Annotated in this window: 23 protein-coding genes; 18 read left to right on the forward strand and 5 right to left on the reverse strand. The window is 54.2% G+C overall.

The genetic code is table 11. The annotated features are described in order from the left end of the window. Window positions 1-65: 65 nt before the first annotated feature. From fabD to AC1XYH_RS05785, 10 genes are all read left to right on the forward strand, one after another. Window positions 66-1,004 carry an ACP S-malonyltransferase gene (gene fabD, locus AC1XYH_RS05740; RefSeq protein ID WP_483325674.1) on the forward strand — a complete coding sequence of 313 codons (939 nt, stop codon included), beginning with the start codon at window positions 66-68 and terminating at the stop codon, window positions 1,002-1,004. A gap of 10 nt (window positions 1,005-1,014) precedes the next feature. Then, complete coding sequence (fabG, locus tag AC1XYH_RS05745) at window positions 1,015-1,758, forward strand: 3-oxoacyl-ACP reductase FabG (protein WP_483325675.1); 744 nt, start codon at window positions 1,015-1,017, stop codon at window positions 1,756-1,758. Window positions 1,759-1,936: 178 nt separating this feature from the next. Beyond that, a complete protein-coding gene (gene acpP, locus AC1XYH_RS05750) occupies window positions 1,937-2,173 on the forward strand; it encodes an acyl carrier protein (RefSeq protein ID WP_483325676.1) in 237 nt (78 codons plus the stop codon). A gap of 206 nt (window positions 2,174-2,379) precedes the next feature. Continuing rightward, window positions 2,380-3,621, forward strand: coding sequence for a beta-ketoacyl-ACP synthase II (gene fabF, locus AC1XYH_RS05755; protein ID WP_483325677.1), 1,242 nt, complete (start codon window positions 2,380-2,382; stop codon window positions 3,619-3,621). A 14-nt stretch (window positions 3,622-3,635) separates the two neighbouring features. Next, the gene (gene pabC, locus AC1XYH_RS05760; protein WP_483325678.1) at window positions 3,636-4,463 is read left to right on the forward strand and encodes an aminodeoxychorismate lyase; all 828 of its coding nucleotides are present in this window, start codon (window positions 3,636-3,638) and stop codon (window positions 4,461-4,463) included. Window positions 4,464-4,465: 2 nt separating this feature from the next. Then, window positions 4,466-5,533, forward strand: coding sequence for an endolytic transglycosylase MltG (mltG, locus tag AC1XYH_RS05765; protein ID WP_483326314.1), 1,068 nt, complete (start codon window positions 4,466-4,468; stop codon window positions 5,531-5,533). Next, window positions 5,530-6,162 (forward strand): dTMP kinase, encoded by a 633-nt coding sequence (tmk, locus tag AC1XYH_RS05770; protein WP_483325679.1) that lies wholly within the window; start codon window positions 5,530-5,532, stop codon window positions 6,160-6,162. The genes mltG and tmk overlap by 4 nt, the downstream gene beginning before the upstream one ends. Then, entirely contained in the window at window positions 6,155-7,150 is a 996-nt protein-coding gene (locus AC1XYH_RS05775) for a DNA polymerase III subunit delta' (RefSeq protein WP_483325680.1), read from the forward strand. The genes tmk and AC1XYH_RS05775 overlap by 8 nt, the downstream gene beginning before the upstream one ends. A 39-nt stretch (window positions 7,151-7,189) precedes the next feature. Next, window positions 7,190-7,546 (forward strand): PilZ domain-containing protein, encoded by a 357-nt coding sequence (locus AC1XYH_RS05780; RefSeq protein ID WP_483325681.1) that lies wholly within the window; start codon window positions 7,190-7,192, stop codon window positions 7,544-7,546. Between the two features lie 3 nt (window positions 7,547-7,549). Next, a complete protein-coding gene (locus AC1XYH_RS05785; protein ID WP_483325682.1) occupies window positions 7,550-8,329 on the forward strand; it encodes a TatD family hydrolase in 780 nt (259 codons plus the stop codon). Window positions 8,330-8,567: 238 nt separating this feature from the next. Here AC1XYH_RS05785 and AC1XYH_RS05790 read toward each other — a convergent pair whose 3' ends face one another. Beyond that, complete coding sequence (locus AC1XYH_RS05790; RefSeq protein ID WP_483325683.1) at window positions 8,568-9,734, reverse strand: aminotransferase class V-fold PLP-dependent enzyme; 1,167 nt, start codon at window positions 9,732-9,734, stop codon at window positions 8,568-8,570. A 260-nt stretch (window positions 9,735-9,994) separates the two neighbouring features. On the opposite strand from AC1XYH_RS05790, the gene AC1XYH_RS05795 reads away from it, so the two are divergent. Together AC1XYH_RS05795 and AC1XYH_RS05800 are read left to right on the forward strand one after the other, a co-directional pair. After that, window positions 9,995-10,645 carry a TetR/AcrR family transcriptional regulator gene (locus AC1XYH_RS05795; RefSeq protein WP_483325684.1) on the forward strand — a complete coding sequence of 217 codons (651 nt, stop codon included), beginning with the start codon at window positions 9,995-9,997 and terminating at the stop codon, window positions 10,643-10,645. 109 nt (window positions 10,646-10,754) lie between these two features. Further along, the gene (locus AC1XYH_RS05800) at window positions 10,755-11,735 is read left to right on the forward strand and encodes an amidohydrolase family protein (RefSeq protein WP_483326315.1); all 981 of its coding nucleotides are present in this window, start codon (window positions 10,755-10,757) and stop codon (window positions 11,733-11,735) included. 38 nt (window positions 11,736-11,773) lie between these two features. Here the strand turns inward: AC1XYH_RS05800 and AC1XYH_RS05805 are convergent, their stop codons facing one another. After that, the gene (locus tag AC1XYH_RS05805) at window positions 11,774-13,447 is read right to left on the reverse strand and encodes a carboxylesterase/lipase family protein (protein ID WP_483325685.1); all 1,674 of its coding nucleotides are present in this window, start codon (window positions 13,445-13,447) and stop codon (window positions 11,774-11,776) included. Between the two features lie 275 nt (window positions 13,448-13,722). Between AC1XYH_RS05805 and AC1XYH_RS05810 the strand changes: the two genes are divergently transcribed. The 5 genes from AC1XYH_RS05810 (at window position 13,723) to AC1XYH_RS05830 (ending at window position 19,092) form a co-directional block, all read left to right on the forward strand. Then, window positions 13,723-14,622, forward strand: coding sequence for a radical SAM protein (locus AC1XYH_RS05810; RefSeq protein WP_483326316.1), 900 nt, complete (start codon window positions 13,723-13,725; stop codon window positions 14,620-14,622). A gap of 32 nt (window positions 14,623-14,654) precedes the next feature. Then, on the forward strand, window positions 14,655-15,254 hold the full coding sequence (locus AC1XYH_RS05815; RefSeq protein WP_483325686.1) for a DUF4823 domain-containing protein: 600 nt from the start codon (window positions 14,655-14,657) through the stop codon (window positions 15,252-15,254). 75 nt (window positions 15,255-15,329) lie between these two features. Then, window positions 15,330-15,911 (forward strand): DUF1285 domain-containing protein, encoded by a 582-nt coding sequence (locus tag AC1XYH_RS05820; RefSeq protein ID WP_483325687.1) that lies wholly within the window; start codon window positions 15,330-15,332, stop codon window positions 15,909-15,911. A gap of 253 nt (window positions 15,912-16,164) precedes the next feature. Beyond that, a complete protein-coding gene (locus AC1XYH_RS05825) occupies window positions 16,165-18,318 on the forward strand; it encodes an adenosylcobalamin-dependent ribonucleoside-diphosphate reductase (RefSeq protein WP_483325688.1) in 2,154 nt (717 codons plus the stop codon). 72 nt (window positions 18,319-18,390) lie between these two features. Further along, window positions 18,391-19,092 (forward strand): TSCPD domain-containing protein, encoded by a 702-nt coding sequence (locus AC1XYH_RS05830; RefSeq protein WP_483325689.1) that lies wholly within the window; start codon window positions 18,391-18,393, stop codon window positions 19,090-19,092. 205 nt (window positions 19,093-19,297) lie between these two features. Here AC1XYH_RS05830 and AC1XYH_RS05835 read toward each other — a convergent pair whose 3' ends face one another. Together AC1XYH_RS05835 and AC1XYH_RS05840 are read right to left on the reverse strand one after the other, a co-directional pair. Beyond that, on the reverse strand, window positions 19,298-20,332 hold the full coding sequence (locus AC1XYH_RS05835) for an NADP-dependent oxidoreductase (RefSeq protein ID WP_483325690.1): 1,035 nt from the start codon (window positions 20,330-20,332) through the stop codon (window positions 19,298-19,300). 120 nt (window positions 20,333-20,452) lie between these two features. Beyond that, window positions 20,453-21,010, reverse strand: coding sequence for a hypothetical protein (locus tag AC1XYH_RS05840; protein WP_483325691.1), 558 nt, complete (start codon window positions 21,008-21,010; stop codon window positions 20,453-20,455). 154 nt (window positions 21,011-21,164) lie between these two features. On the opposite strand from AC1XYH_RS05840, the gene AC1XYH_RS05845 reads away from it, so the two are divergent. Continuing rightward, a complete protein-coding gene (locus tag AC1XYH_RS05845) occupies window positions 21,165-22,952 on the forward strand; it encodes an ATP-binding response regulator (protein WP_483325692.1) in 1,788 nt (595 codons plus the stop codon). Between the two features lie 62 nt (window positions 22,953-23,014). Here AC1XYH_RS05845 and AC1XYH_RS05850 read toward each other — a convergent pair whose 3' ends face one another. Continuing rightward, the gene (locus AC1XYH_RS05850) at window positions 23,015-23,656 is read right to left on the reverse strand and encodes a response regulator (protein WP_483325693.1); all 642 of its coding nucleotides are present in this window, start codon (window positions 23,654-23,656) and stop codon (window positions 23,015-23,017) included. Window positions 23,657-23,712 lie beyond the last annotated feature (56 nt).

Genomic DNA, 23,712 nt, shown 5'->3' on the forward strand with positions numbered 1-23,712 from the left:
CCAAATTCCATTGCCGCACTCATGTGTCTAAACTCTCCTCACTCATTGGATAACAGGAAGATGGTATGACTAATTCCCTTGGCTTCGTTTTCCCCGGGCAAGGCTCGCAGTCTGTTGGTATGTTGGGCGAATTGGCCGAGCAACACGCTGTCATCAAAGAGACTTTCAATGAAGCTTCCGATGCGCTCGGTTACGACCTTTGGGCGCTGAGCCAAAACGGGCCAGAAGCTGACTTGAATCGCACTGATCGCACACAGCCGGCGATCCTTACTGCTTCTGTAGCCCTCTGGCGCCTATGGTGCCAGAGCAGCTCGGTGCGTCCTGGCTTCGTTGCTGGGCACAGTTTGGGTGAGTACTCGGCGCTGGTCGCGGCTGAAGTCTTGCCTTTTGCCCACGCGGTTCGTTTGGTTGAGCGTCGTGGTCAATTGATGCAGCAGGCGGTTCCTGAGGGTCAGGGTGCTATGGCAGCGATCCTGGGGCTTGAGGATGAGCAAATCATCGAATTGTGCGCAGCAGCCTCCCAAGGCCAAGTGGTTAGCGCTGTTAATTTTAATGCTCCCGGCCAAGTGGTTATTGCTGGGGAGGCTGATGCCGTAGCCCGTGCTATCGATGCCTGTAAGAATGCCGGCGCCAAGCGCGCGATTGCGCTGCCGGTTAGTGTGCCGTCACATTGTGCGTTGATGGAGTCTGCAGCTGAGCAGCTGTCAGTCGACTTTGCCGCTTTAAAGTGGCAGGTGCCTAGCATTACGCTGGTACAGAACGTGACGGCGCGTCCAGCCGCCGACGTTGCTGATGTACGCCAATTGTTGGTTGAGCAGCTTTACAGTCCAGTACGCTGGGTTGAATCGGTGCTTTATATGGCAGAGCAAGGCGTTACCGATCTGGTGGAATGTGGTCCAGGTAAAGTGCTGGGTGGTTTGAACAAACGCTGCACTAAAGCGGTCAACAACCACAGTTTAGAAAGCGTTGCGGGCTTCACGGCGTTCAGCGAACTCTTTGCATAAGGAATTTGATATGAGTCTTGAAGGAAAAGTCGCGCTGGTTACAGGCGCAAGTCGTGGTATCGGCCAGGCTATTGCTCACGCTCTCGCTGCCCAAGGCGCCATTGTGGTGGGTACTGCGACCAGTGATCAGGGCGCGCAGGCGATTGCCGATAAGTTGGCAGAAGCAGGCTACAAAGGGACCGGTTTAAAGCTCGATGTACGCGACGCTGAATCGGTTGCTGCCGTGCTGAGCAGTATTACTGATAGTTATGGCGCGCCAGCAATTTTGGTTAATAATGCAGGTATCACCGCCGATAATCTGCTGATGCGCATGAAAGAAAATGAGTGGGATGATGTGCTGAACACCAATCTTGGCTCCGTTTACCGCCTGTCCAAGGCTGTGTTGCGGGGCATGACCAAGAGCCGTTGGGGGCGTATCATCAACATCAGTTCTGTGGTTGGCGGCATGGGTAATGCGGGTCAATCAAACTACGCTGCGGCTAAGGCTGGCATGGAAGGTTTCACTCGCGCACTTGCGCGTGAAGTGGGCTCTCGTGCTATTACTGTGAACGCCGTAGCACCAGGTTTTATTGACACAGACATGACGCGTGCGCTTAATGACAGCCAGCGTGACGTGATGCTGGAGCAAATTCCGCTTGGTCGTTTGGGTCAAGCTGATGAAATTGCAGCCGCAGTAGGCTTTCTTGCCAGCGAGTCGGCAGGCTACATTACCGGGGCAACATTGCCGGTCAATGGCGGTATGTACATGAGCTAAGGTGGGTTTCCATCTAGGCTAAACTCATGTTTTTGCATGATTTTTTCTTGGGTACAGGTCCAACAGGCCTAGCACCTTTTACGATAGAAGCGATTGACGCTTGAAACTAAGCAATTTGTTTCTATAAACTACCCGCAGTCCGGCTTCTCGGAACTGCAAATAGGAGTGAGAACAAGGTATGAGTACCATCGAAGAACGCGTCAAGAAAATCGTTGCCGAGCAGCTCGGCGTCAAAGAAGAAGAAGTGACCAACAGCGCTTCTTTTGTTGAAGATCTTGGCGCTGACTCCCTGGACACCGTGGAGCTCGTTATGGCCCTCGAAGAAGAATTCGAGACCGAAATTCCGGATGAAGAAGCCGAGAAAATCACCACCGTCCAAGAAGCAATCAACTACGTGAACTCTAACGAGAAGTAATCACGCAGTCTGCTGAAAGGTCACAAAAAGCCGCAGTGCTCTCAAGTAACTGCGGCTTTTTTGTATGTCCGAATTATGGTGATACGCAGCCTTGTGCGGGTTGCCTTGCTGCCCGGCGCGTTTGCACCGACAATATGGCAGGTTCGCGGCGAGGGCTCTGCTCTTTTGCCGTTGCTATACAGAGTTGAATGAATAAGGAGTTCGCTGTGTCGCGTAGACGCGTCGTGGTAACCGGTCTGGGTATGCTGTCACCGTTGGGTAACACGGTAGAGAGCAGTTGGCAGGCCGCCTTGGCTGGCAAAAGCGGTATTGCCACTATCGAGCATATGGATGTTAGCGCTTTCAATACGCGCATTGGTGGCTCCATACGTGATTTCGATGTCGAGCTGTATATGGCTGCGAAAGAGGCGCGCAAGCTTGATCTGTTCATTCAGTACGGCTTGGCTGCCTGTGCGCAATCGATCAAAGACTCCGGCATTGAGATCACCGATGAAAATCGTGATCGCATTGGCGTAGTCATGGGGTCTGGTATCGGTGGCCTAACCAATATCGAAAAGAACTGTGAGCAATTGCTCAATAGTGGTCCGCGCCGTATTTCCCCTTTCTTTGTGCCGGGGTCGATCATCAATATGGTGGCCGGGTACCTGTCCATTCAATATGGTCTGCAAGGCCCGAATTACGCGATGACCACTGCGTGCACCACAGGTACGCATAGCATCGGCATGGCGGCGCGCAACATCGCCTATGGCGAAGCCGACATGATGGTGGCGGGCGGTTCGGAAATGGCAACCAGTGGTTTGGGCTTGGGTGGTTTCAGTGCGGCTCGAGCAATGACTACCCGCAATGATGACCCGCAAGCTGCCAGTCGCCCTTGGGATCGTGATCGCGACGGCTTTGTGCTGTCTGATGGTGCCGGTGCCATGGTGTTGGAAGAGTACGAGCATGCTAAAGCACGCGGTGCCAATATTTACGCTGAGCTGGTTGGATTTGGCATGAGCGGTGACGCCTTCCACATGACAGCGCCACCGGAGGACGGTCGCGGCGGTGCCAAGTGTATGGTCAATGCGTTGAAAGACGCTGGACTGAACCCAGACGAAGTCGACTACATCAATGCGCATGGTACTTCCACTTCAGCGGGAGATCTGGCCGAGACCCGCGCAGTAAAAAGCGTATTTGGTGAGCACGCACACAAGCTGGCCATCAGCTCGACCAAGTCTATGACCGGTCATTTGTTGGGTGCTGCCGGCGCGGTAGAAGCGGTGTTCAGCGTATTGGCATTGCGCGATCAGGTTGCGCCGCCGACCATTAACCTCGACAACCCTGATGAGGGCTGCGATCTCAACTATGTGGCGCATACCGCTCAGCAGCGCCCTCTGAATGTGACGCTCTCCAACTCCTTCGGCTTTGGTGGCACCAACGGCAGTCTGGTTTTTCGCCGCTGCGAATGACAGCTGACGCTACGATGTCAGGCGCAACTGCAGTTACCTTGCTCAACGGCCAAGCAGCTGATTGCTTGCCGTTGAGTGATCGCGGCCTGGCCTATGGTGACGGACTATTTGAAACCATTCGAGTGATTGGTGGCGCGGCCCCTTTGTGGTCGCGACATCTGCAACGCTTGGCACGCGGCTGCCATTCCCTGCGTTTTGACCTGCCGGCTGAGCAATTGACCGCCGAGGTCGATCTGTTGGCGCAACGTCTGGTTGACGGCGTGATCAAGCTAATTCTCACTCGGGGTAGTGGTCAGCGCGGTTATGCAATGCCGTTACCGGCTGAACCCAACCGCATATTATTGGGCTCACCGGCTCCTGCTTATCCCTTGGTAAACGCTGAACAAGGTATCCGTCTGTTTGCCTGTCAAACCCGCTTGGGTCATCAACCTGCACTCGCCGGTTTGAAACATTTGAACCGATTGGAGCAGGTATTGGCGCGTAGTGAGTGGCAGTCTGACGACTACGCTGAAGGGCTGGTGTGTGACCTGACAGGGCAACCGATAGAGTGCACCATGAGTAATCTTTTCTTACGGATCGCTGGTGTATGGGTGACCCCTGAATTGACCCAGTGTGGTGTGCAGGGGGTGATGCGTGATCTGCTGATAGAAGCGAGCACGCAGCAAGGTGAACCTGTGCAGGTGCGCGCGGTTAGCTATCGTGAGCTGCTCGATGCAGACGAAATCATGTGCTGTAACAGTTTATTTGGCGTCTGGCCGGTGATTCAATTGAAAGACCGGCATTGGCCGGTTGGCCCGTTCACGCGACAGATGCAATCCTTGGCAAAACAGGTTTATTTGTGAAAATTCTCGGCAAGATCATCGTCTTTCTTTTCGTGGTGGGAACCCTGCTGGTATTGGGTGGAGGGCTTTGGGGCTTTTTAACGCTGCAAACCGCTTTGCATCAGCCGCTGCAATTGCAGGAGCCAAGGACGCTGGACGTTCCGCCCGGCAGTACACCTGCAGGCGTATTCGCCAAACTCGAGCGCGAGCAGGTATTGGACGATAGCGCCTGGTTGCGTCGTTATTGGCAATGGCAAATGGAAGGCGCGGTGCTGCACGTAGGTGAATACGCATTGCAGCCTGAGATGACCGCCGCCGAGCTACTGCACTTGCTCGAACGTGGCGACGTGCTGCAGCGCCATTTGACGCTGGTTGAAGGCTGGAACTTCACTCAGGTGCGGGCGGCACTGCGGCAGGCCGAACGTCTCGAGCAGACCTTGCCCGAAGAGTGGAGCGATGCGCAGGTGATGGATGCGCTGGAACTGTCAGATGTACATCCGGAAGGGCGTTTCTTCCCCGACACCTACCAATACACGCTGGGCATGAGCGATCGCGACCTTTTGCAGCGCGCCTATCAGCGTATGGAGCAGCAACTGGCCGAAGCCTGGGAGGCTCGGGCCAAAGATTTGCCTTTCGATACCGCCTACAAGGCGCTGATCATGGCATCCATCGTTGAGCGTGAAACCGGTGTGCCTAGCGAGCGGCCAGAGATCGCCGGGGTATTCACGCGTCGCCTAAATATTGGTATGAAGCTGCAAACGGACCCAACGGTAATCTACGGTATGGGCGCTGATTACGACGGCAGGATCACCCGTCGAGATCTCACCAAGCCAACGGCTTACAACACTTACACCATCGATGGTTTGCCGCCCACGCCTATTGCTATGCCCGGTAAAGAAGCTTTGTTGGCGGCGGTGAATCCCAAGCCCGGCAAGAGTTTGTATTTTGTTGCTAAGGGTGACGGTTCGCATGTGTTTTCCAATAGTCTTGCTGAGCATAACCGTGCGGTGCGTGAGTACCAGATGCGTCGGCGGGCAGACTATCGATCCTCTCCCGCGCCCGTCTCGGCAGGAGAGGAGGGCGAGCAATGAGCGGTCTATTCATCACCTTTGAGGGGCCAGAGGGCGCGGGCAAGTCGACCAACTTGCAGCACGTCGCGGAATCTCTGCGCTCGGCTGGCTGCGATCCGCTACTGACCCGTGAGCCCGGCGGTACGCCAATTGCCGAACAGATCCGCGATTTATTATTGGCGAACCACGCTGAACAGATGAACGACGACGCCGAGCTGCTGTTGATGTTTGCCGCCCGCGCGCAACATCTTAATCAAGTCATACGTCCTGCGCTGGCTGCCGGGCGAGTGGTTATCAGCGATCGCTTTACCGATGCGACTTATGCTTATCAGGGTGGTGGGAGAGGCATAGACGTCCGCCGCATCGCGGACTTGGAAACTTGGGTTCAGGGTGACTTGCGCCCTGAGCTCACGCTGCTGTTCGATGTGCCAGTAGAGGTTGGCTTGGCAAGAGCTAAAGCACGAAGTGCGCTCGACCGCTTCGAGCAGGAGGAGCGTGCTTTTTTTGATGGCGTGCGTAATACCTATCTGGCACGGGCAGCAGACGCGCCTGCGCGCTACCGGGTAATCGACGGCAGTGGCTCGCTGAAATCTGTGCAGGCTGACTTGCAACCGATTATCAAGTGGGTACTGGAGCGCTGGCATGCTTGAACCTGCTCGGCATCCAGCGCCGTGGCACCAGCCGCTGTGGCAGCGCTTAACAGCGCAACAGGATTTTGCCCACGCTTACCTGTTTACTGGGCAAGCTGGTTGTGGGAAGCGGCGCTTCACTAGCGCTTTTGCTGCCTTTTTAATGTGTGATACGCCCGATGCTGGAGCGGCCTGTGATCAATGCCGCAGCTGCCATCTGCGCCTCGCTGGCAGTCACCCGGATTTGTTGATGCTGGAGCCCGAGGAAGAGGGCAAGGCGATACGCGTTGATGCGGTCCGTCAGTTGGTCGACTTTCTCTCCCAGACATCCCAGCAGGGTGGCCGCAAGGTAGTCGTATTGCAGCCCGCGGAGGCGATGAATGTGAACGCTGCCAACGCTTTGCTGAAGTCGCTTGAAGAGCCCTCGGCTGAAACTTATTTGTTGCTGGTCAGCGATCAGCCAAGCCGCTTGCTGCCGACCATTCGCAGTCGTTGCCGGGTACAACCATTGGGGTTGCCGAGCCTCGAGGAGGCGTCAACTTGGTTATCCGAACAGTTACCCGAGCGCTCCAGCAGCGACTGTGAACTGTTGTTGCAGATGGCGGGTGGTGCGCCCTTGCGCGCGCTTTCGTTGGCGCAGCTGGATGCGTTGGCTCAGCGCGAGAAAGTGGTTGAGGGTATTAAGGCTTTACTCAAGGGGCAGGTGGCCCCGTCTCGGCTGGCCGAGCAATGGAATCCGATTCCCATTGACTTGCTGTTGGACTGGTTCTGCGCATGGACGCTGGATCTGCTCAAACTACAGCAGCAAGCCAGTGACGCATCGGTCAGCGCCGATATGGACAAAGTGCTCGGCTACATGGCAACTAAACTGGACGTAACGCGTTTGCTGGCTTGGCAGGATTGGCTACTGGAGCACCGTAGGCTATTTGCCAGCAAAGCCAACCTGAATCGCGTACTCTTTCTTGAAAAGGCGCTGGTGCAGTGGAAAAGCCTGCTGGAAAAGCGTTAACCTGATTTCCGTGATACCCCTTACAACAAGGATAGAGCGATGAGCAATCCCACTCCTCCTGGCCCGCGCAACGGTATTTTGTCGCTGACCATTAAGGATAAGTCGGTTCTGTATGCGGCTTACATGCCGTTTGTGAAACACGGCGGTCTGTTCATTCCGACCAACAAAAATTATCGCTTGGGTGATGAAGTTTTCATGCTGTTGAACCTCATGGAAGAGGCTGAAAAAATTCCGGTTGCTGGCAAGGTGATCTGGGTCACGCCCAAAGGCGCCCAGGGTAACCGCGCTGCCGGTATCGGCGTGCAGTTCAGCGATCAAGACAACACCGCACGCAGCAAGATCGAAACCTATCTTGCCGGCGCGCTTAAATCAGACCGTCCTACTCACACCATGTAATTCATGCTCATTGACTCGCATTGCCACCTTGATCGTCTCGATCTCACGCCTTATGACGGTTCGCTGGATGCTGCGCTGGACGCAGCCCGAGCGCGCGGCGTAGAGAAATTTCTTTGCATCGGCGTGGATGCTACGAATGCACCTGTAGTGCAAGCGTTGGCCGAACAATATGCTGACGTTTTTTGCAGCGTCGGTGTTCACCCATTAGATCTGAAAGACAGCGCTCAGACAGACCTGGACTGGTTACTCACTACCCTGGACCATCCGCGTACCGTCGCCATTGGTGAGACGGGGCTGGATTACCACTACGAGCCAGATTTAGCTGAGCAACAGAAAGACTCGTTTGCGGTTCACCTTCAAGCGGCAAAAATAACCGGCAAGCCAGTGGTTATTCATACCCGTGCGGCACGTGCCGATACCCTGACGCTGCTGCGTGAAGCTGACCTGCCCAACGCGGGCGTACTGCACTGTTTCACAGAAGATTGGGAGATGGCCCGCGCTGCACTGGATATGGGCTACTACATATCCCTCTCAGGTATCGTGACCTTTCGCAACGCCGAGGCGCTGCGTGAGGTGGCGCGTCAAGTGCCAGCTGATCGCTTGCTGGTTGAGACGGATTCCCCTTATCTGGCGCCGATTCCGCATCGCGGCAAGCCGAATGAGCCGCAGTTTGTTTGTGAGGTGGCCTCATTCCTAGCTGAATTGCGTGGTGTGCCGGTCGAAACGCTGTGGCAGCAAACCGGCGATAACTTCCACCGACTGTTTCCGCTCACTGCTCGCTGACTTTCTGCGTAGACGCCTGTTCGTCCTGTTGAATTACCCCTAAAAAAAACCCGAGCTCTGGGGGAAGAGTTCGGGTTAAGACCATTAGGAGTGATACTGAGACAGGATAGAACCTGTCAGCTCAGACAGGCACTTGGGGGAGATGCTCATCTGATAGTTTGAGTATTGTTGAAATCCCCGCGCTTTCCAGCGCTTCTCCGGCTTTTTATAAACTGATTTGGAATACGTGCGCCTCGCTTTATCGTGAAGCGCTGTTAGCCCTTTGTTGGGCGATCAGTTCTTGCAGTCGAGAGACGGCTTTATCCAAGCAGGTATTTGCCGTGTAAAAATGCGGTGACCAGCGAATCCCGCCGCCCCGTTGAGCGCAAATGACGCCCGCTTGCATGAGACCGCGATGCAGCACGGCGTGATCAATACCCTCGATGGCAAAGGTCACGATACCCGCTCTTCTTTCTTTATGTTTAGGGCTGAGCAATTGGCAGCCCTGAATCTGCTCAAGCTGGCTGATCAGGTAGCTCACGCGCTCTTGTAGCAACTCGGCTACTTCATTCATGCCCGTTTCCAGCAGTAGCTCAAGGCTGGCGGACAGCGCGTGCTGCGCTAAGGTATTTGGGCTGCCTGCCTCAAAGCGCCGTGCTGAGCTGGCGGGCGTCCACTGCTGCAAATCGTAATTACCCATTGCCTCAACCATATGCCAGCCGTGTTGGGTTAGCTGTAAGTGCTCACGTACAGACTCATGGCAGTAGAAAACGCCTAAGCCTTCAGGCCCTAATAACCATTTATGACCATCTGCCATGGCGAAGTCGCAATTGATCGCTTGTACGTCAAAAGGCAGGGCGCCGATTGATTGAATGGCGTCTACGCAAAACAGCACGCCACGCGCTTTGCAGGCAGCACCTAATCGTTCGAGATCCATCCTCAGGCCGCTGGCATATTGTACCGAGCTAATGGTCAGTAGCCGGGTTTGTGCAGTCATTGCGTCGATCAATGCCTGTTCGGGATCGTCACCCTCCAAGGCTATTTGCTGCAAGATGACACCCCGTGAGCTTAGTGCCTCCCAAGGAATGCGGTTGGAGGGAAACTCCTGATTGCTGGTGATGATCTCGTCCCCCTTCTGCCAATCGATGCCTTGCGCAACAAATGAGAGTGCCTCAGAGGTGTTTTTTACCAGGGCTATATCGTCAGTAGATGGCGCGTTAATCAACTGTTTTAACTGCTGGCGCAGGTGTTTTTCCAGCTTGGCCCAACGCGGATAATCACGCGCACCTTGATGGGTGTTCTCCTGCGCAAAGCGACTGACCGCCTTGGCGGCGCGTTGCGGCCATGGCGCTACCGCAGCGTGGTTGAGATAGCAGATCGCCGGATCGATCGGGAATTCGTGTTGCCAAGTGTGCGATGTGTGCATGCGGGCCTCCTTAGGGTCTTTTAGCATAGTGCTTGTATTTCTTGTGGGCCATGCCGAGCTGCCAATCCGACCAAAAAAGGCATTTCGGACAAAGTTGCGTACTCAACGGCCGCGCTCAGCAGCAGGATAAGCGTAGGCCAGTAAATAGGCATATTTGGACATGCTTGAACCCGCTAGTCAGCTTGTAATCAAATATGGGCATCGGGTCATCGGCTTGGCATAATAGGAGACATTCTCAGTTTGAGTTCTAGGTGTCTTACATGCAGAAAGAGTCACGGAAAGTTCGCGAATTTCGTCGTCGGGAGCAAGAGATCCTGGATAGCGCGTTGCGTCTGTTTCTTGAGCAAGGGGAAGACAGCGTCACCGTTGAAATGATCGCCGATGAAGTCGGCATCGGTAAGGGCACCATCTATAAGCACTTCAAATCCAAGGCGGAGATTTATTTGCGGCTGATGCTGGATTACGAGCGCGATCTGGCCGAATTGCTGCATTCCAAGGATATAGAGCGTGATCAGGAGGCTTTGTCACGCGAGTACTTTGCTTTCCGTATGAGCGACCCTGAGCGCTATCGACTGTTTGATCGGTTGGAAGAGAAAGTCGTCAAGGCCAATCAGTTGCCTGCCATGGTGGAGGAGTTGCACGCGATCCGTACGTCCAATTTCAATCATCTCACCGGTGTAATCCAAACCCGTATTGATGATGGCAAGCTGGAAGATGTGCCAGCCTACTTCCATTATTCCGCCGCTTGGGCACTGGTGCACGGCGCTATGGCCATGTATCACTCGCCATTCTGGAAAGATGTGATCAAGGATCAGGAGGGCTACATGCAGTTTCTTATGGATATAGGGGTACGCATGGGTAACCGCTCCAAACGCAAAAAAGATCATGAAATCATTGAACCGCAAAGCTGAGCGTACTGAACTCCGAACCTAGGGGCGGGGTCTATCTGGCAGTCCACATAGGAGCTTACCTTTGACCCCATCACGTATTACTTGCGGTTTGTTAGCATGTTGTTTGTCCATGCCGTTACTGGCGCGAGATTATGCTTATACCGATGCGCACCTGCATTACGTCGATTTCTTTCAGGAAACTGAAGGCATGCAAGTGTTGCTTGATAAAATGGATGAAAGCAACGTAGAGCACGTGATGCTGTCGGGTATCCCGGTTGCCAAGAAGTGGAGTGAAAACGAACCCAAGCGCCCGCGCTATTACGCGGGGGATGATGGTAGCGCCTATTGGTTTAGTGCAACTGACGTGTTGGTAGCCGAGGCCTACAAAAAATTGCCTGCGGAACAGCAGCCCCGTTTTCATCCTTTTCTCTCGGGCTTTAATCCCAACGACAAAAATTCGGATGCGCACATTCGCCGCATGCTTGAGCTTTATCCTGGCCTTTGGCAAGGGATTGGCGAAGTCTTTACTCGGCACGATGACCTGACTGCGCTGATTCATGGCGAGCCTCCACGCGCCAACAGCGATGCTATGGAGCGCGTTTATGACTTGGCTGCCGAGTACGATTTACCGGTCATGGTGCATAGCAATATTACGTCACAGCGTGAGCGTAACCCTTTGTATTTGCAGGAAGTAGAAGAACCACTGCGCAATCACCCGCGAGTACGCTTTATCTGGGCCCACGCTGGCACCAGTATGGAAATTCATCGCCACCAAACCAAACTCGATTTTTTGTTGCCCACCCTCCAACGCATGCTCAAGGCCTATCCCAATCTGTATATCGACTTGTCTTGGACGGTGCGTGAGCCTTATTTATTAGATAAGGATGGAAAGCCCAATGCTGAGTGGGTTCAGCTAGTTGAGGATTACCCCGGCCGCTTTATGCTCGGCTCAGACGTGGTGGGGCAGTTCGACAGTGTTGGCAAGTACATGCACGGTTTTGATGTTTTTTTGGATGCGCTGCCGGAAGATGTGGCGCATAAGGTCGCGCGGGATAACTTTTTGGCGATTTTGCCGCAGGAGCAAAATGATACTAAACAACCCGGCGAATAGCCGGGTTGTTGTGGTTTGCGGGCGATACTGCTGGATGGTTAGATCGGTGCTTTAACCATCGGTGGAGCTGCCCAGTAACTGCAACGGTGATAGCCCAGGAAGTTTAGGACTGAACCACTTGCAGGGTCTGGCACATCAAGGGTATTAATCTGCCCCAGAGACGTTTGTCCCCAGTTAGGGGCGACCCCATCGGTGCTGTTGGGGTTGCCGTCTTTGGCGAATTGAGTCCAGTAGCCGACCATGTGACCTGCTAGAGAGTCAATATTTGCATCGGTGCCAGTATAGCGAGATTTCATCACAGTCTCGGGGTAGAGAACGTAAGGGATCTCACCAGCATGCGTAGCGCCTAGCGGAAAGCTCGCGCCGGGCACGAGAGTCCAAGGCGCGTCTTCGTCTCGGAACCAATACTGATAAGTATTCATCGCAGCGGCAGAGAATGTGCTTGCCTGCGCATAGCTGTTACAAGCGAAGTTGGAGTCTGTCCAAATGGCAGATAGCGCCAACGATAAGCGGTTCTCACCTTCGGGATAGTATTCCAGGTACTTCGTGGCAATTGCATCTGCATCTAATCCGGAGCCAGCGAAAAGAGCTGCGACGCGAGACCGGTACTCCGCCTCACCCAGCGTATCGAGAGACTTTCCGTTAGTGAGTTCGTCCAGCGCTACAAATAACGTACCTTCATTTTGATTACTGCCGATCATTACATCAAGATTCTTGTTGAACTCGCCAGCCGCCAAAGAGGCTTGAATCGTTTTTGGCAACAAATCCGTTGAAGAATCCATGTTAGGTATAACCTGGGACCCTTGTACGGCGAGAAAACTGCTAGCCGGCAACGCTCGCAAGCAAGCGGCAGCTGTGTCAGCGTCGCTACAACTGAGGGCTGTAGCGGCTTTAGTACCAGTAGCTTGAGCAGCTTCTTTACTGGACTGGAATGGCGCGTATGACCCGCTCTGAACAATTGCGCGCTGGAAGAGGTTCTCAGCTTTAGCACGCGGTGAAACGATGTGGCTCATTACACTGTGGCCGCCAGCTGACTCGCCGAATAGTGTGACGTTTGCAGGATCACCGCCAAAGGCTGCAGCGTTTTCCTTCACCCAGCGCAGCGCCTGTTGCTGATCCATTAAACCAAAGTTGCCACCGTCGGAATCTAGGCTTGGGTGGGCCATAAAGCCCAGCAGGCCTAGACGATAATTCATGGTCACGACAATCACGTCTTCCTGTACTAAGCGGGTTGGGTCGTATTCACCACCGCCATTTCCAAACACGAACGCACCACCGTGAACCCATACCATTACCGGCAAGTTCTCGCCGGAGCTTGGAGCGTACACATTGAGGTATAGGCAGTCTTCATTGCCGGCGACGCTCCGTGTGGCAATATCCACCTGCACGCAGCTGTTACCGAATGCGCTGCTAAGTTGCAGTGTTTCATTCCTTTTCTCTGCTGCTTCGGTGGGGGCAAACCGCAGTTCGCCAACAGGCGGCTGGGCATAAGGGATGCCACGGAATACGCGGATGCCGTCCATACCTTCGATGGTGACACCTTTAACATCACCTTCGGTGGTGGTGACAGCCAGCGGATCAGGCGTGGCTACTTCGTCATCATCGCTGCCACCGCCGCTACTTAGGCATCCCGATAGGGTGATGGCGAGAATCGAGGCGGTGAGGGTCTTGAGCAAAAAGCCGGTACTGGCTTGGAAAGCGATCTCTTTCATTATTGTTTCTTCCGTTGCGCTGTAACTATTGTTTTTATGCGTTTTTAATCTGGCGAGGTGAGACATAATCTTTATGTGTTCAACCCCTGCGCTGACTATATGTGATGGAGTCGACAGATTCCAAACCCGTGCGGGGGATTGGTTTTACGGTGCTATTTGCTTAATATGCTCGGTTTTCTTCAGCCTTTTGCCTGCCGGGCTACCTCGCGTATTCAATCTTTCTCACGATTATCCAGTCCAAGGCTCTGCCCTTGAGCAACCAATGGAGTGCCACCATGCCCTTAGAGCAGGATTTCCCTGTCAGTTATATAGAGCCGGTGTTTCGTCCGCCCAGTGAGGCTCACTCACTGATCCTGCCGGTCACCAACGGCTGTTCCTGGAACAAGTGCACCTTTTGTGAGATGTACACAGCGCCGCAGAAAAAATTCCGCGCCCGCGATGAAGCAGAAGTAATGGAGGAAATCCGCCGGGTAGGTGAGAGTTACATAGTGCAACGCATATTTTTGGCGGATGGCGATGCCATGGTGTTGCCCGCGCGCCGTCTGCTGCGAATCCTAGAAGCCATACGTGAGAATATTCCCAGCGTTGAGCGGGTGACTTCCTATTGCTTGCCGCGCAACATAAAACGCAAGAGTGTTGAAGAGCTGCGCGAACTCAAAGAAGCAGGCCTACAGATGCTCTACGTGGGTGCTGAGTCCGGTGATGATGAGGTGCTGGCGCGGGTCAACAAAGGCGAGACCTTTGCCTCTACCGCCGATGCCCTCAATAAGGCGGGCGAAGCCGGCCTGCAGCGCTCGGTGATGATTCTTAATGGTCTGGGCGGCAAAGCACTTAGTACTCAACACGCGGCGAACTCAGCGAAGCTGGTGAATCTGACGCAGCCAGAATTTGTGTCTACGCTGGTAGTAAACTTTCCGCAGGGGTTGGAGCGTTTCAAGGCGCAGTATCCTGATTTCGAAGAGTTGGATCAGTCTGCCTTGTTCAATGAGTTGCAGCAGTTTGTCGGTGCCCTGGCGCTGGACAATACGGTGTTTCGCAGCGACCATGCATCCAACGCGTTGGTGCTCAAAGGTGTGCTTGGGGAAGACAAGGCACGCCTGTTGGCGCAGATCGAGAACGCTATAGTTCGCCCTGAGCGAGCGCAGTTGCGACCCGAGTGGATGCGCGGGTTGTAAATCCCTTGGTCATGGCTGAAAGGAGAAGGTGCATGATGCGTTTGAGCTTGGCTCTAATGCTGGTATTGCTTGCTGGCTGCATGAAGCCCTCTGACATGACCCAGCAAGCCGGTTATTATTTGGGCGATGCGGGAGTACTCGATCACTACGACATCAAGCGCAGCAGCACCTGGACGTTACAGCCGGACTCCAAGCTCTATATCGCGCAAGGCCATTTTTTGCCAATTGGTAGCCCTTACACCAGGCCTAACGTTGTAGCTGAAGAAGCTTCCGCAGCTGCGGTAGAGGTGTTTCCGATGGTGCGCCGAGCACATCAACCCTTGGGGTTAGAAGAGGCGCTGCTGGAGGCTCGCAGTTATCAGTATGACTATCTGCTGTACACGCGGTTTGCTTCAGCCGAAGACGCGGTTGGCAGTCAGGAGCAATGGGAAACGTCCGAGCGCTGGGAAGATGTAGGTGCCGACAGTGGCGTGCTGCAACTGATCCTGATGGAGGTTGGCACTCGTCATCTGGTGGACTTCACTACCATCAACACCAAGGGTGGTTTTTTGCAATTTTATAAAGCCAGCCCAGAAGATCTGTTGCGCCCTCCGTTGCAGGATTACACCCGTCAGCTGCTGGGGCGTCGCTGAGTTTGGCTTCGATTTGGTGAACCTGTCACCTCAGCCCGCTGTCTACTCGTTTCACCTTTCCAAGGAGTGATTGATATGGCTGATCGTCCTTTGCCGGCGCAATCCTTGCTCGATAGTATCCCTCAACGCGGTGCGCTTCAGCGCCGAGAGCCTTCGCCAGTGCATCTCTGGAATCCTGAGCTGAGCGGCGAGATGGATATGCATATTACCCGCGATGGCACCTGGTACCACGAAGGTGATCCGATTGAGCGCAAGGCCTTGGCTCAGCTATTTTCCGGTATTTTGCGACTCGATGATGACGGCCGTTATTACTTGGTCACACCGGTTGAACGCTGGGCTATTAAGGTCGATGACGCGCCCTTTGTCGCAACACGTTTGCAGGTTGAGGGCGAAGGCCAGGATCAGCAGCTGATCTTCACCACTAACCTTGAAGATGAAGTGACGGTCGATGCCGAGCATCCGATTCGCGTTGAGGTTGATAGTGAAACTCAAGAACCATCGCCTTATGTACTGTTACGCGGCAACCTGGAAGCGCTGATCAGTCGAAACCTGTTCTACGAATTGGCTGAACGCGCAGTGGAACACAGCGTCGACGGGCACACGCGCTTGGGCGTGTGGAGCACCGGAGAATTTTTCCCGATAGACGGTTCCAAATAAGAGCATCCTTCAGCGCCCCGCGTCATTGCTGGGCGCGTTCTTACTATACCCTTCTGCCTGCCGGAACGGCCTGTAAAGTCAACCAGAAAAGCGGCTAATCACGCTTTTTTTACGGTTGATATTTACCATATGTGGGTCTAGCATTCCCAAATTGCACAATAACTAGTGTTTCGTGCGCGAGAGGGGTCTACAGGCCAAAAGCCTGTAAGTCAATCCCTTAAGCGAGTTCGGTCGAGTGTTTCAGGAGAAATAAATGAGTCAGACAGCCAAGGTACAGCGCCTGCGCAATGTGGTTACCAGCATCCCCATGCAGCCCGCCTCAGAAGACATCTGGGATACCAAGTACCGACTCAAAACCAAAGATGGCGTCGCTATCGATGGGGTGGTCGATGAGACTTACCAGCGTGTTGCTCGTGCCCTGGCTGATGTGGAAGCACCCGAACTGCGCGAAGAGTGGAACGAGAAATTTCTCTGGGCCCTGCGCCACGGTGCTATCCCGGCCGGTCGGATCACCTCGAATGCCGGCGCGCTTGAGCACAAACCAGCGACCTCGACCATCAACTGCACTGTATCAGCCACCATCGGCGACTCTATGGACGATATTCTGTCCAAGTTGCACGAAGCCGGCCTGACTCTGAAAGCTGGCTGCGGTATCGGTTACGAGTTTTCGACCCTGCGCCCTAAGGGTGCTTATGTGTCTGGTGCTGGCGCTTACACCTCCGGGCCGCTGTCGTTTATGGATATCTACGACAAGATGTGTTTTACCGTGTCTTCAGCCGGTGGCCGTCGTGGCGCGCAGATGGCGACCTTTGATGTTGGCCACCCGGATGTAATGGACTTTATTCGTGCCAAGCGTGAAGGCGGTCGTCTGCGCCAGTTCAACCTCTCGCTGCTAATCACTGTCGAGTTCATGAAGGCGGTTGAAGACGATACTGATTGGCAGCTGGCTTTCCCGTTGAATGCAGCTGAAGTTTTGGCCGACGGTATCAATGTGGATGATCCAGAACAGGTGATTTGGCGCGAATGGCCGAGTGCCGAGCGTTACGTCTCCCGCGAAGATGGCATGGTCGCCTGTCGTATTTTCCGCACCATCAAGGCGCGGCGAATCTGGGACATGATCATGGCATCGACCTATGATTTTGCTGAACCAGGCTTCATCCTCATCGACCGCGTCAATGAGATGAATAACAACTGGTTCTGTGAAGAGATTCGCGCCACTAACCCCTGTGGCGAACAGCCGCTGCCGCCTTATGGCGCCTGTCTGCTGGGTTCGATCAACCTTACCCTGTTCGTTCGCGACCCCTTCACAGAGAAAGCCCGTTTCGATTGGGACGAGTACCGTCGCGTAGTCGCCATCTTTACCCGGATGCTCGATAACGTAGTCGAGATCAATGGTCTGCCTCTGGAGCAGCAACGCAACGAGATTTTCCGCAAGCGCCGTCATGGCATGGGCTTCCTGGGTCTGGGCTCAACTATGACCATGCTGTGCATGAAGTATGGCGAAGAAAAGTCGCTGGAATTTACCGAAGAAGTGTCCAAGGAAATGGCTATGCAGGGCTGGCGCACCGCGCTGGAACTGGCAGAAGAGAAGGGCGCCGCGCCCATCATGGATGAAGAGTTCACCGTCACCGAAGCCATGCTGGCCAAGCGTCCGGAGATGGCCAAAGACGGTATCAAGGCCGGCGATGTGCTGCCCGGCAAAGTGCTCTGGGCCAAGTACAGCCGCTACATGCAACAAGTCGGCGCTGAGGATGCCCAGTTGGCTGCTGATTTGGCTGAGAAAGGTGGCCGCTTTACCCATCACAGTTCAATTGCACCGACCGGCACTATCTCGCTGTCGTTGGCCAACAACGCTTCAAACGGTATTGAACCCAGCTTTGCGCATCACTATTTCCGTAACGTGATTCGCGCCGGTAAGAAGTCGAAAGAAAAGGTCGATGTGTTCAGCTTTGAGTTGCTGGCCTATCGTCATTTTATCAATGCCGATGCATTGCCGAGCATGGAAGCGGAAACCCGTAACCTGCCGGAGTACTTTATCGCGGCTGATGATGTGAGCCCGGTTCAACACGTAGATGTGCAAGCTGCTGCGCAGAAATGGATCGACTCTTCGATCTCCAAAACCGCTAACGTGCCCACTGATTACGCCTATGAAGACTTCAAGCATATCTATCTTTACGCATTCAAAAAGGGCCTGAAGGGTTGCACCACCTTCCGCTTCAACCCAGAGGCCTTCCAGGGTGTGCTGGTCAAGGAACAGGATCTGGCCAACACCACCTACCGCTTCAAGTTGGAAGATGGCAGCTTTATCGAGGCCAAGGGCGGCGACGAAATTGAGTACGATGGCGAGATGCACTCCGCAGCGAACCTATACGACGCCTTGAAAGAAGGCTATTACGGCAAGTTTTGATGGGGTGCGCTATCGCGTACCGAACACGACCGAATTGAAAGCTGCGCACATGCGCAGCGAGGAATGCGTTACATGGTATTGAAGATCAATAGCAAGATTGTTGACTACGCAGTAGTCAAAGCCGATGAGCCAGCCAAGGCTCCAGACTCCAAGAGCGTCGCCCCAGCGATTGAAGAAATGCATGAAAAGCTCAAGCGTCCCGAGTTTCTTGAAGGCTCTACTTACAAGATCAAGACGCCTACATCAGAGCATGCGATCTACGTCACTATTAACGATGTAGTACTCAACCACGGCAGTGATCATGAAACCCGCCGCCCATTTGAGATATTCATCAACTCCAAGAACATGGAGCACTACCAGTGGATTTCAGCCCTGACGCTGATTATTTCCGCGGTATTCCGTAAGGGCGGCGATTGCACTTTCCTGGTGGAAGAACTGGGCAGTGTGTTTGATCCCAAGGGCGGCTATATGAAGCGCGGTGGTCGTTGGATGCCGTCGCTGGTTGCTGAGATTGGCGATGTGCTGGATCAGCATCTGAAGAGCATCGGTATGCTGTCAGATGAGATGGATGAGCATCAAGTTGCCTATCTTGAGCAGAAGCGCGCTGAGTTCAACAGTCTTAAGCCGCAAAGCCAAGCAGATGCGGATTGTGATGACAGTGCGTCAGCTTATCCTGCTGGCTCGCAGATGTGCGGTAAGTGTCACACCAAGGCAGCTGTACAGATGGATGGGTGTCTTACCTGCTTGAGTTGTGGTGATAGCAAGTGCGGCTAAGTTTTTGAGTTAGCTATTTGTATCCCACAAAAAAACCGCCTTTTGGGCGGTTTTTTTGTGTATTGCAGTCTTTCCTATAGCTGTTCATGGCTTCACTTCTCGCCAAGGTCCATCATCAATCTGAGAAAGACTGAAGTTGTGGGGAGAGAAACCATAAAAAATGCCGGCAAGGCCGGCATTTTCAAAACGCTATTGGTGCTAAAGATTAATCCGCAATCTTAACCACCAACTTTCCGAAGTTTTTACCCTCAAGCAGCCCCATAAAGGCCTCTGGCGCATTTTCCAGGCCTTCCACGCGATCCTCTTTTACCCGCACTTTTCCGGATTCGACCCAAGGCGTCATGGTTTTCAAAAACTCTGGGAAGTGGCCGCCGTAGTTGTCGAAAATGATAAAGCCCTGCATGCGAATGCGTTGGCTAAGCATCAGACGCATCAGCTGTGGCATGCGATCCGGGCCGGCTGGCGCTTCGGTGGCGTTGTACTGAGAGATCAGGCCGCAGAGCGGAATACGCGCGTGGGGGTTGAGCAACGGCATGACCGCGTCGAACACTTTACCGCCCACGTTCTCAAAGTAGATGTCGATGCCCTTGGGGCAGGCGGCGGCTAGTTTGTCGTTGAGGTCTGCATCTTTGTGATCGATGCAGGCATCGAAGCCGAGCTCCTCAACAGCATAACGGCATTTTTCCGCACCGCCGGCGATACCCACCACATGACAGCCCATCTGCTTGGCAACCTGGCCAACGACGGTGCCGACCGGGCCGGTAGCAGCGGCAACCACGACGGTTTCGCCTTTTTTAGGCTGGCCAATATCGGTCAGGCCCATGTAACCGGTAAAACCAGGCATGCCCAGTACACCCAAGGCCTGCGAGGGTTCTTTCATGTTTTTGTCGAGGCGGAACACCATGGCGCCGTCGGACAAGGTGTAGTCCTGCCAGCCGGAACCGAAGCTCATGACCAGGTCGCCTTTGGCGTAGCCATCCAGCTTTGACTCGATTACTTCGCTGACCGTGGCGCAAGTCATTACGCTGCCGACGGGCACTGGGTCGGCGTAGGACTTTGCATCGCTCATGCGTCCGCGCATGTAGGGATCAAGCGACATCCAGCGGTTGCGTAACAGCATCTGGCCGTTAGCAACTTCGGGAATAGCTGTCTCTACCAGGTTGAAATTGGCAGTGGTTGGCGCGCCGACCGGGCGTGAGGCAAGTAGAATCTGGCGGTTGATCTTGGCTGATTGGGGCATAAAAAAGGCTCCTGTGCGCGCTGGCTTGAAAGGTTGCCGAGTTAACGGCGGATACTCAGGATGCGCGCGCACTTGCAGGCGGTCAAGGTGACTAAACTGGGGGTGATGGGGCGATATTGATCAGGCCGAGACTGGGCTTTTAGTATTGCAGGCGGAACGCCAAGCGCGCAGAAAATCCTGCGCTCGGCCACCCTTATGGGGGTAGGAGCGCTCCCATATTCGCGCTAGGCTTGGTAGATCGTTTTCAGTTGAAATAGATAACTGCTGGCGCTCGTAAATCAGCCAGGCAATGGCGGTAGCATAGGCTAGGTTGTAACCCAGCTCGGCATGCGGGTTCAGCAGAAAACAATGCTGACTAGCCAGGCCTCGCACTTTGCTGGCCAGCTCGGGCTGCAATGCGAGATGTGCATCCCAGATGTCGGTGTGCTGCTCTGGAGTGATCGCGTAGGGACCTATGGCTTGTGTATTACGCTGCAGGGCTGGCAAGCGTGCGGTGGTGAGCAGTGTGCCGAGTAGTAGTTGTTCCATTGCGATGCAACTGACGCCTAAGTACGTCAACGTGGGGCGTAGAATATTTTCCAAGAGATTGTCGGCGGCACTCAGTGCCAACAGGTTGAGAGGGAAAAGGTCTTGAGCGATACAATCTTGCGGTACGGGGGCAATGGAATTGGCAATCACGACTACATCCTGTTATTTACCTGCTTAAGCTAAAGCGTAGTCGCAAATTGTTGTTGTAAAGTACTGTTTTTAAATTATTTTAATCCTTTGATGTAAAACAATATAACCGCTTGCTATAAAGCGGAATGATTATAATAAAACCGGATGAAATATTATGAGTGAGACCAGGCTGGTCGCTACGGGCACCGCTATTGATGAGCCTGCGCTGCTGGCGCAGGAGCGGGGCTTTGCCAGCCTGCGCTTCAGCGCACAACTTGAACCTGACTTTCAGCTGTTTTTGCATGCAAGAATGTGTGCGCGCGTGAAGATAGTGGCAATCTCATCAATTACTTTCATGCTGCTGTTTATGTTGCTGGATTACGTCTATTTGCCGCATTGGGTTAGCAACTACACGCTCTGTGTGCGGGGCGCTGGGTTGTTGATCGTCATCGCTGCTCTCTGGTACTCAAATCGTTTCGGCAGAGTTGCACCGCAGCGTGCCTTTGCGGCCGCCACGGTGGCTTATTTCTGTGCGGGGTTGATGGTCGTGATGATCATCATAGTAGCGCGACTGGCGGAAGTGTCGGTGCGCGTTACCCACGATGGTCTCTATCTGGTGCTGCTATCGGGTATGTTTTTGCTGGCCTTGCCGATGCGCCATGCCGTCGCGGGTTCCGGTGCCATCGTTTTGGTTTATCTGTTGGCGGAGTATTTCATTGGTTCTAGCCGCTCGATGGTGACGTCTGCCAGTATTTATCTAATCAACTTCACGATGATGGGCGCGTTTGGCGCGTATCTGTACGAATATATGCAACGTCGCGCTTACCTTAACGAGAACTTGTTAGAAGCGGCGCGCACCCGCGCCGAACGAGAAAGCCAAAGTAAAACGCGCTTTTTGGCTACCGCCAGCCATGACCTGCGGCAACCATTGCATGCCATGTCGCTGTTTATCCAACATTTGTATGAGCAGGTAGACAACCCAGCAGCCAGCAAGACGGTGGCCAAGCTGGCAGATTCGACGCACCTGCTACAGGCCATGCTTAACTCATTGCTGGATATGTCTCGGCTGTCGGTCGGTATGGTGCGCGCGCAGACGCGGTCGTTCAATCTTGAGCCTTGGTTAAGGCAGTTGCTCGATAGTCTCGAGCCATTTGCGGCGCGGCGGAGTATCAAGCTGCAACTACATTGCAATAAAGCCTACGCGGTGCTGAGCGACCCCGTGTTATTGGAGCGGTTGATTCGCAATTACCTAAATAATGCGCTGATTCACGCGAATGCAACGGCCGTGACTATTGAGGTGCAACGTGTGGATGGGCGTCTGCGTATCAGTGTGGTGGATGACGGTTGCGGGCTCGCGGAAGCCGATCAGGAACGCATATATGAAGAGTTTACCCAGTTGCGTAACCCCGCTCGTACGCTCGACAAGGGCGTTGGCCTCGGGCTGAGTATCTGTCGGCAAATAGTGCATTTGCTCGAGTACCCGTCCGGGCTGCAATCACGCACTGGCGAGGGTTCGCGTTTTTGGTTTGACGTGCCTTTGGGCGAGTGGCAAACCCATGCCGAAACGCCCAAGCAGCAGCAGGCGCCTGCGCTAAGCGGTCAGGTGGCGCTAATTGAAAATGATCGAGTGAGTCGCGAAGCCATGCAAGCGCTGTTGTCAGCCTGGGGTTGTATTGTCTGGGCGTTTGAAAACGCTGAGGAGGCGGTGCAGGGGCTTAAAGGCATAGAAGTGGATGTGCTACTGACGGATTATCGTCTGGAAGGCGAGAGTGATGGTCTGATGCTGATAAAAACCCTGCGCGAACAAGGTATTTTCGCGGGCCCTACTGCGTTGGTAACCGCAGATACCTCTGAGGATGTGACGGAAGCAGCACGATTGGCCGACGTTGAGCTGCTTTACAAACCGGTACTACCGGCCCGCTTGCGGCGCGTGGTGCATAATTTGCTGGGGTTAAGGGTTTAATAGGGCACCGGGCACGGCGGGCATCCGTGCCCGGTGGAGGACTCAATGCCAGCGGACAGAGCTTAGAAGCTGACCAAGCCCAATTTACGCGCGTTGCTGACGCACTCAGTGCGGTTATGACAGTCCAGCGAGGAAAATAGCGCTTTCAGGTGGGTTTTTACAGTGTCTTCGGACAGCGACAGGCGCTGGCAGATTACTTTGTTGGGGAGGCCCTCGGCGAGTAGATCGAGAATTTCTAATTGTCTTGGTGTGATGCCCACGTCGCGCGCGCTACTGCGACGATCCAACGGATGGTTCTCGTCGCCGATCACCACTTGCGCGCCATAAAGCAGCTGGGTCACCGCATCCAGTAAGGTTTTGCCATCAGCCGTTTTACTAATAAATCCTGCCGCGCCTAGTTGCAGGGCGGCGTCCAGATCGCTGGGGCTGTTGCTGGCGGTGAGAATAGCTACCGGAACCATGGCATCTTCTGCACGTAACTTCTGTAGCAGCGCTAAGCCACTGCTATCGGGCAGCTGCAGGTCAAGCAGAACGAGGTCGTAGGTGTTGTTCTGGACTTGCTGGATGGCTTGCGCAGCGTTGTGCGCGTGGTCTAGCTGAATTCCTTCGCAGAGGCTGCCCAGTGTCAGGCTGAGGCCGTCTAAATAAATCTGGTGATCATCAATCAACAACAGCCGGGTATCCGGCGGCAGGTTACTGCTCATATTCGTCATCCTCGACAGCTGCCTTCATGCCAGAAGGCCGGGCAGACTTGTTATTG

This window comes from Pseudomonas sp. GW-45 (assembly GCF_056896675.1).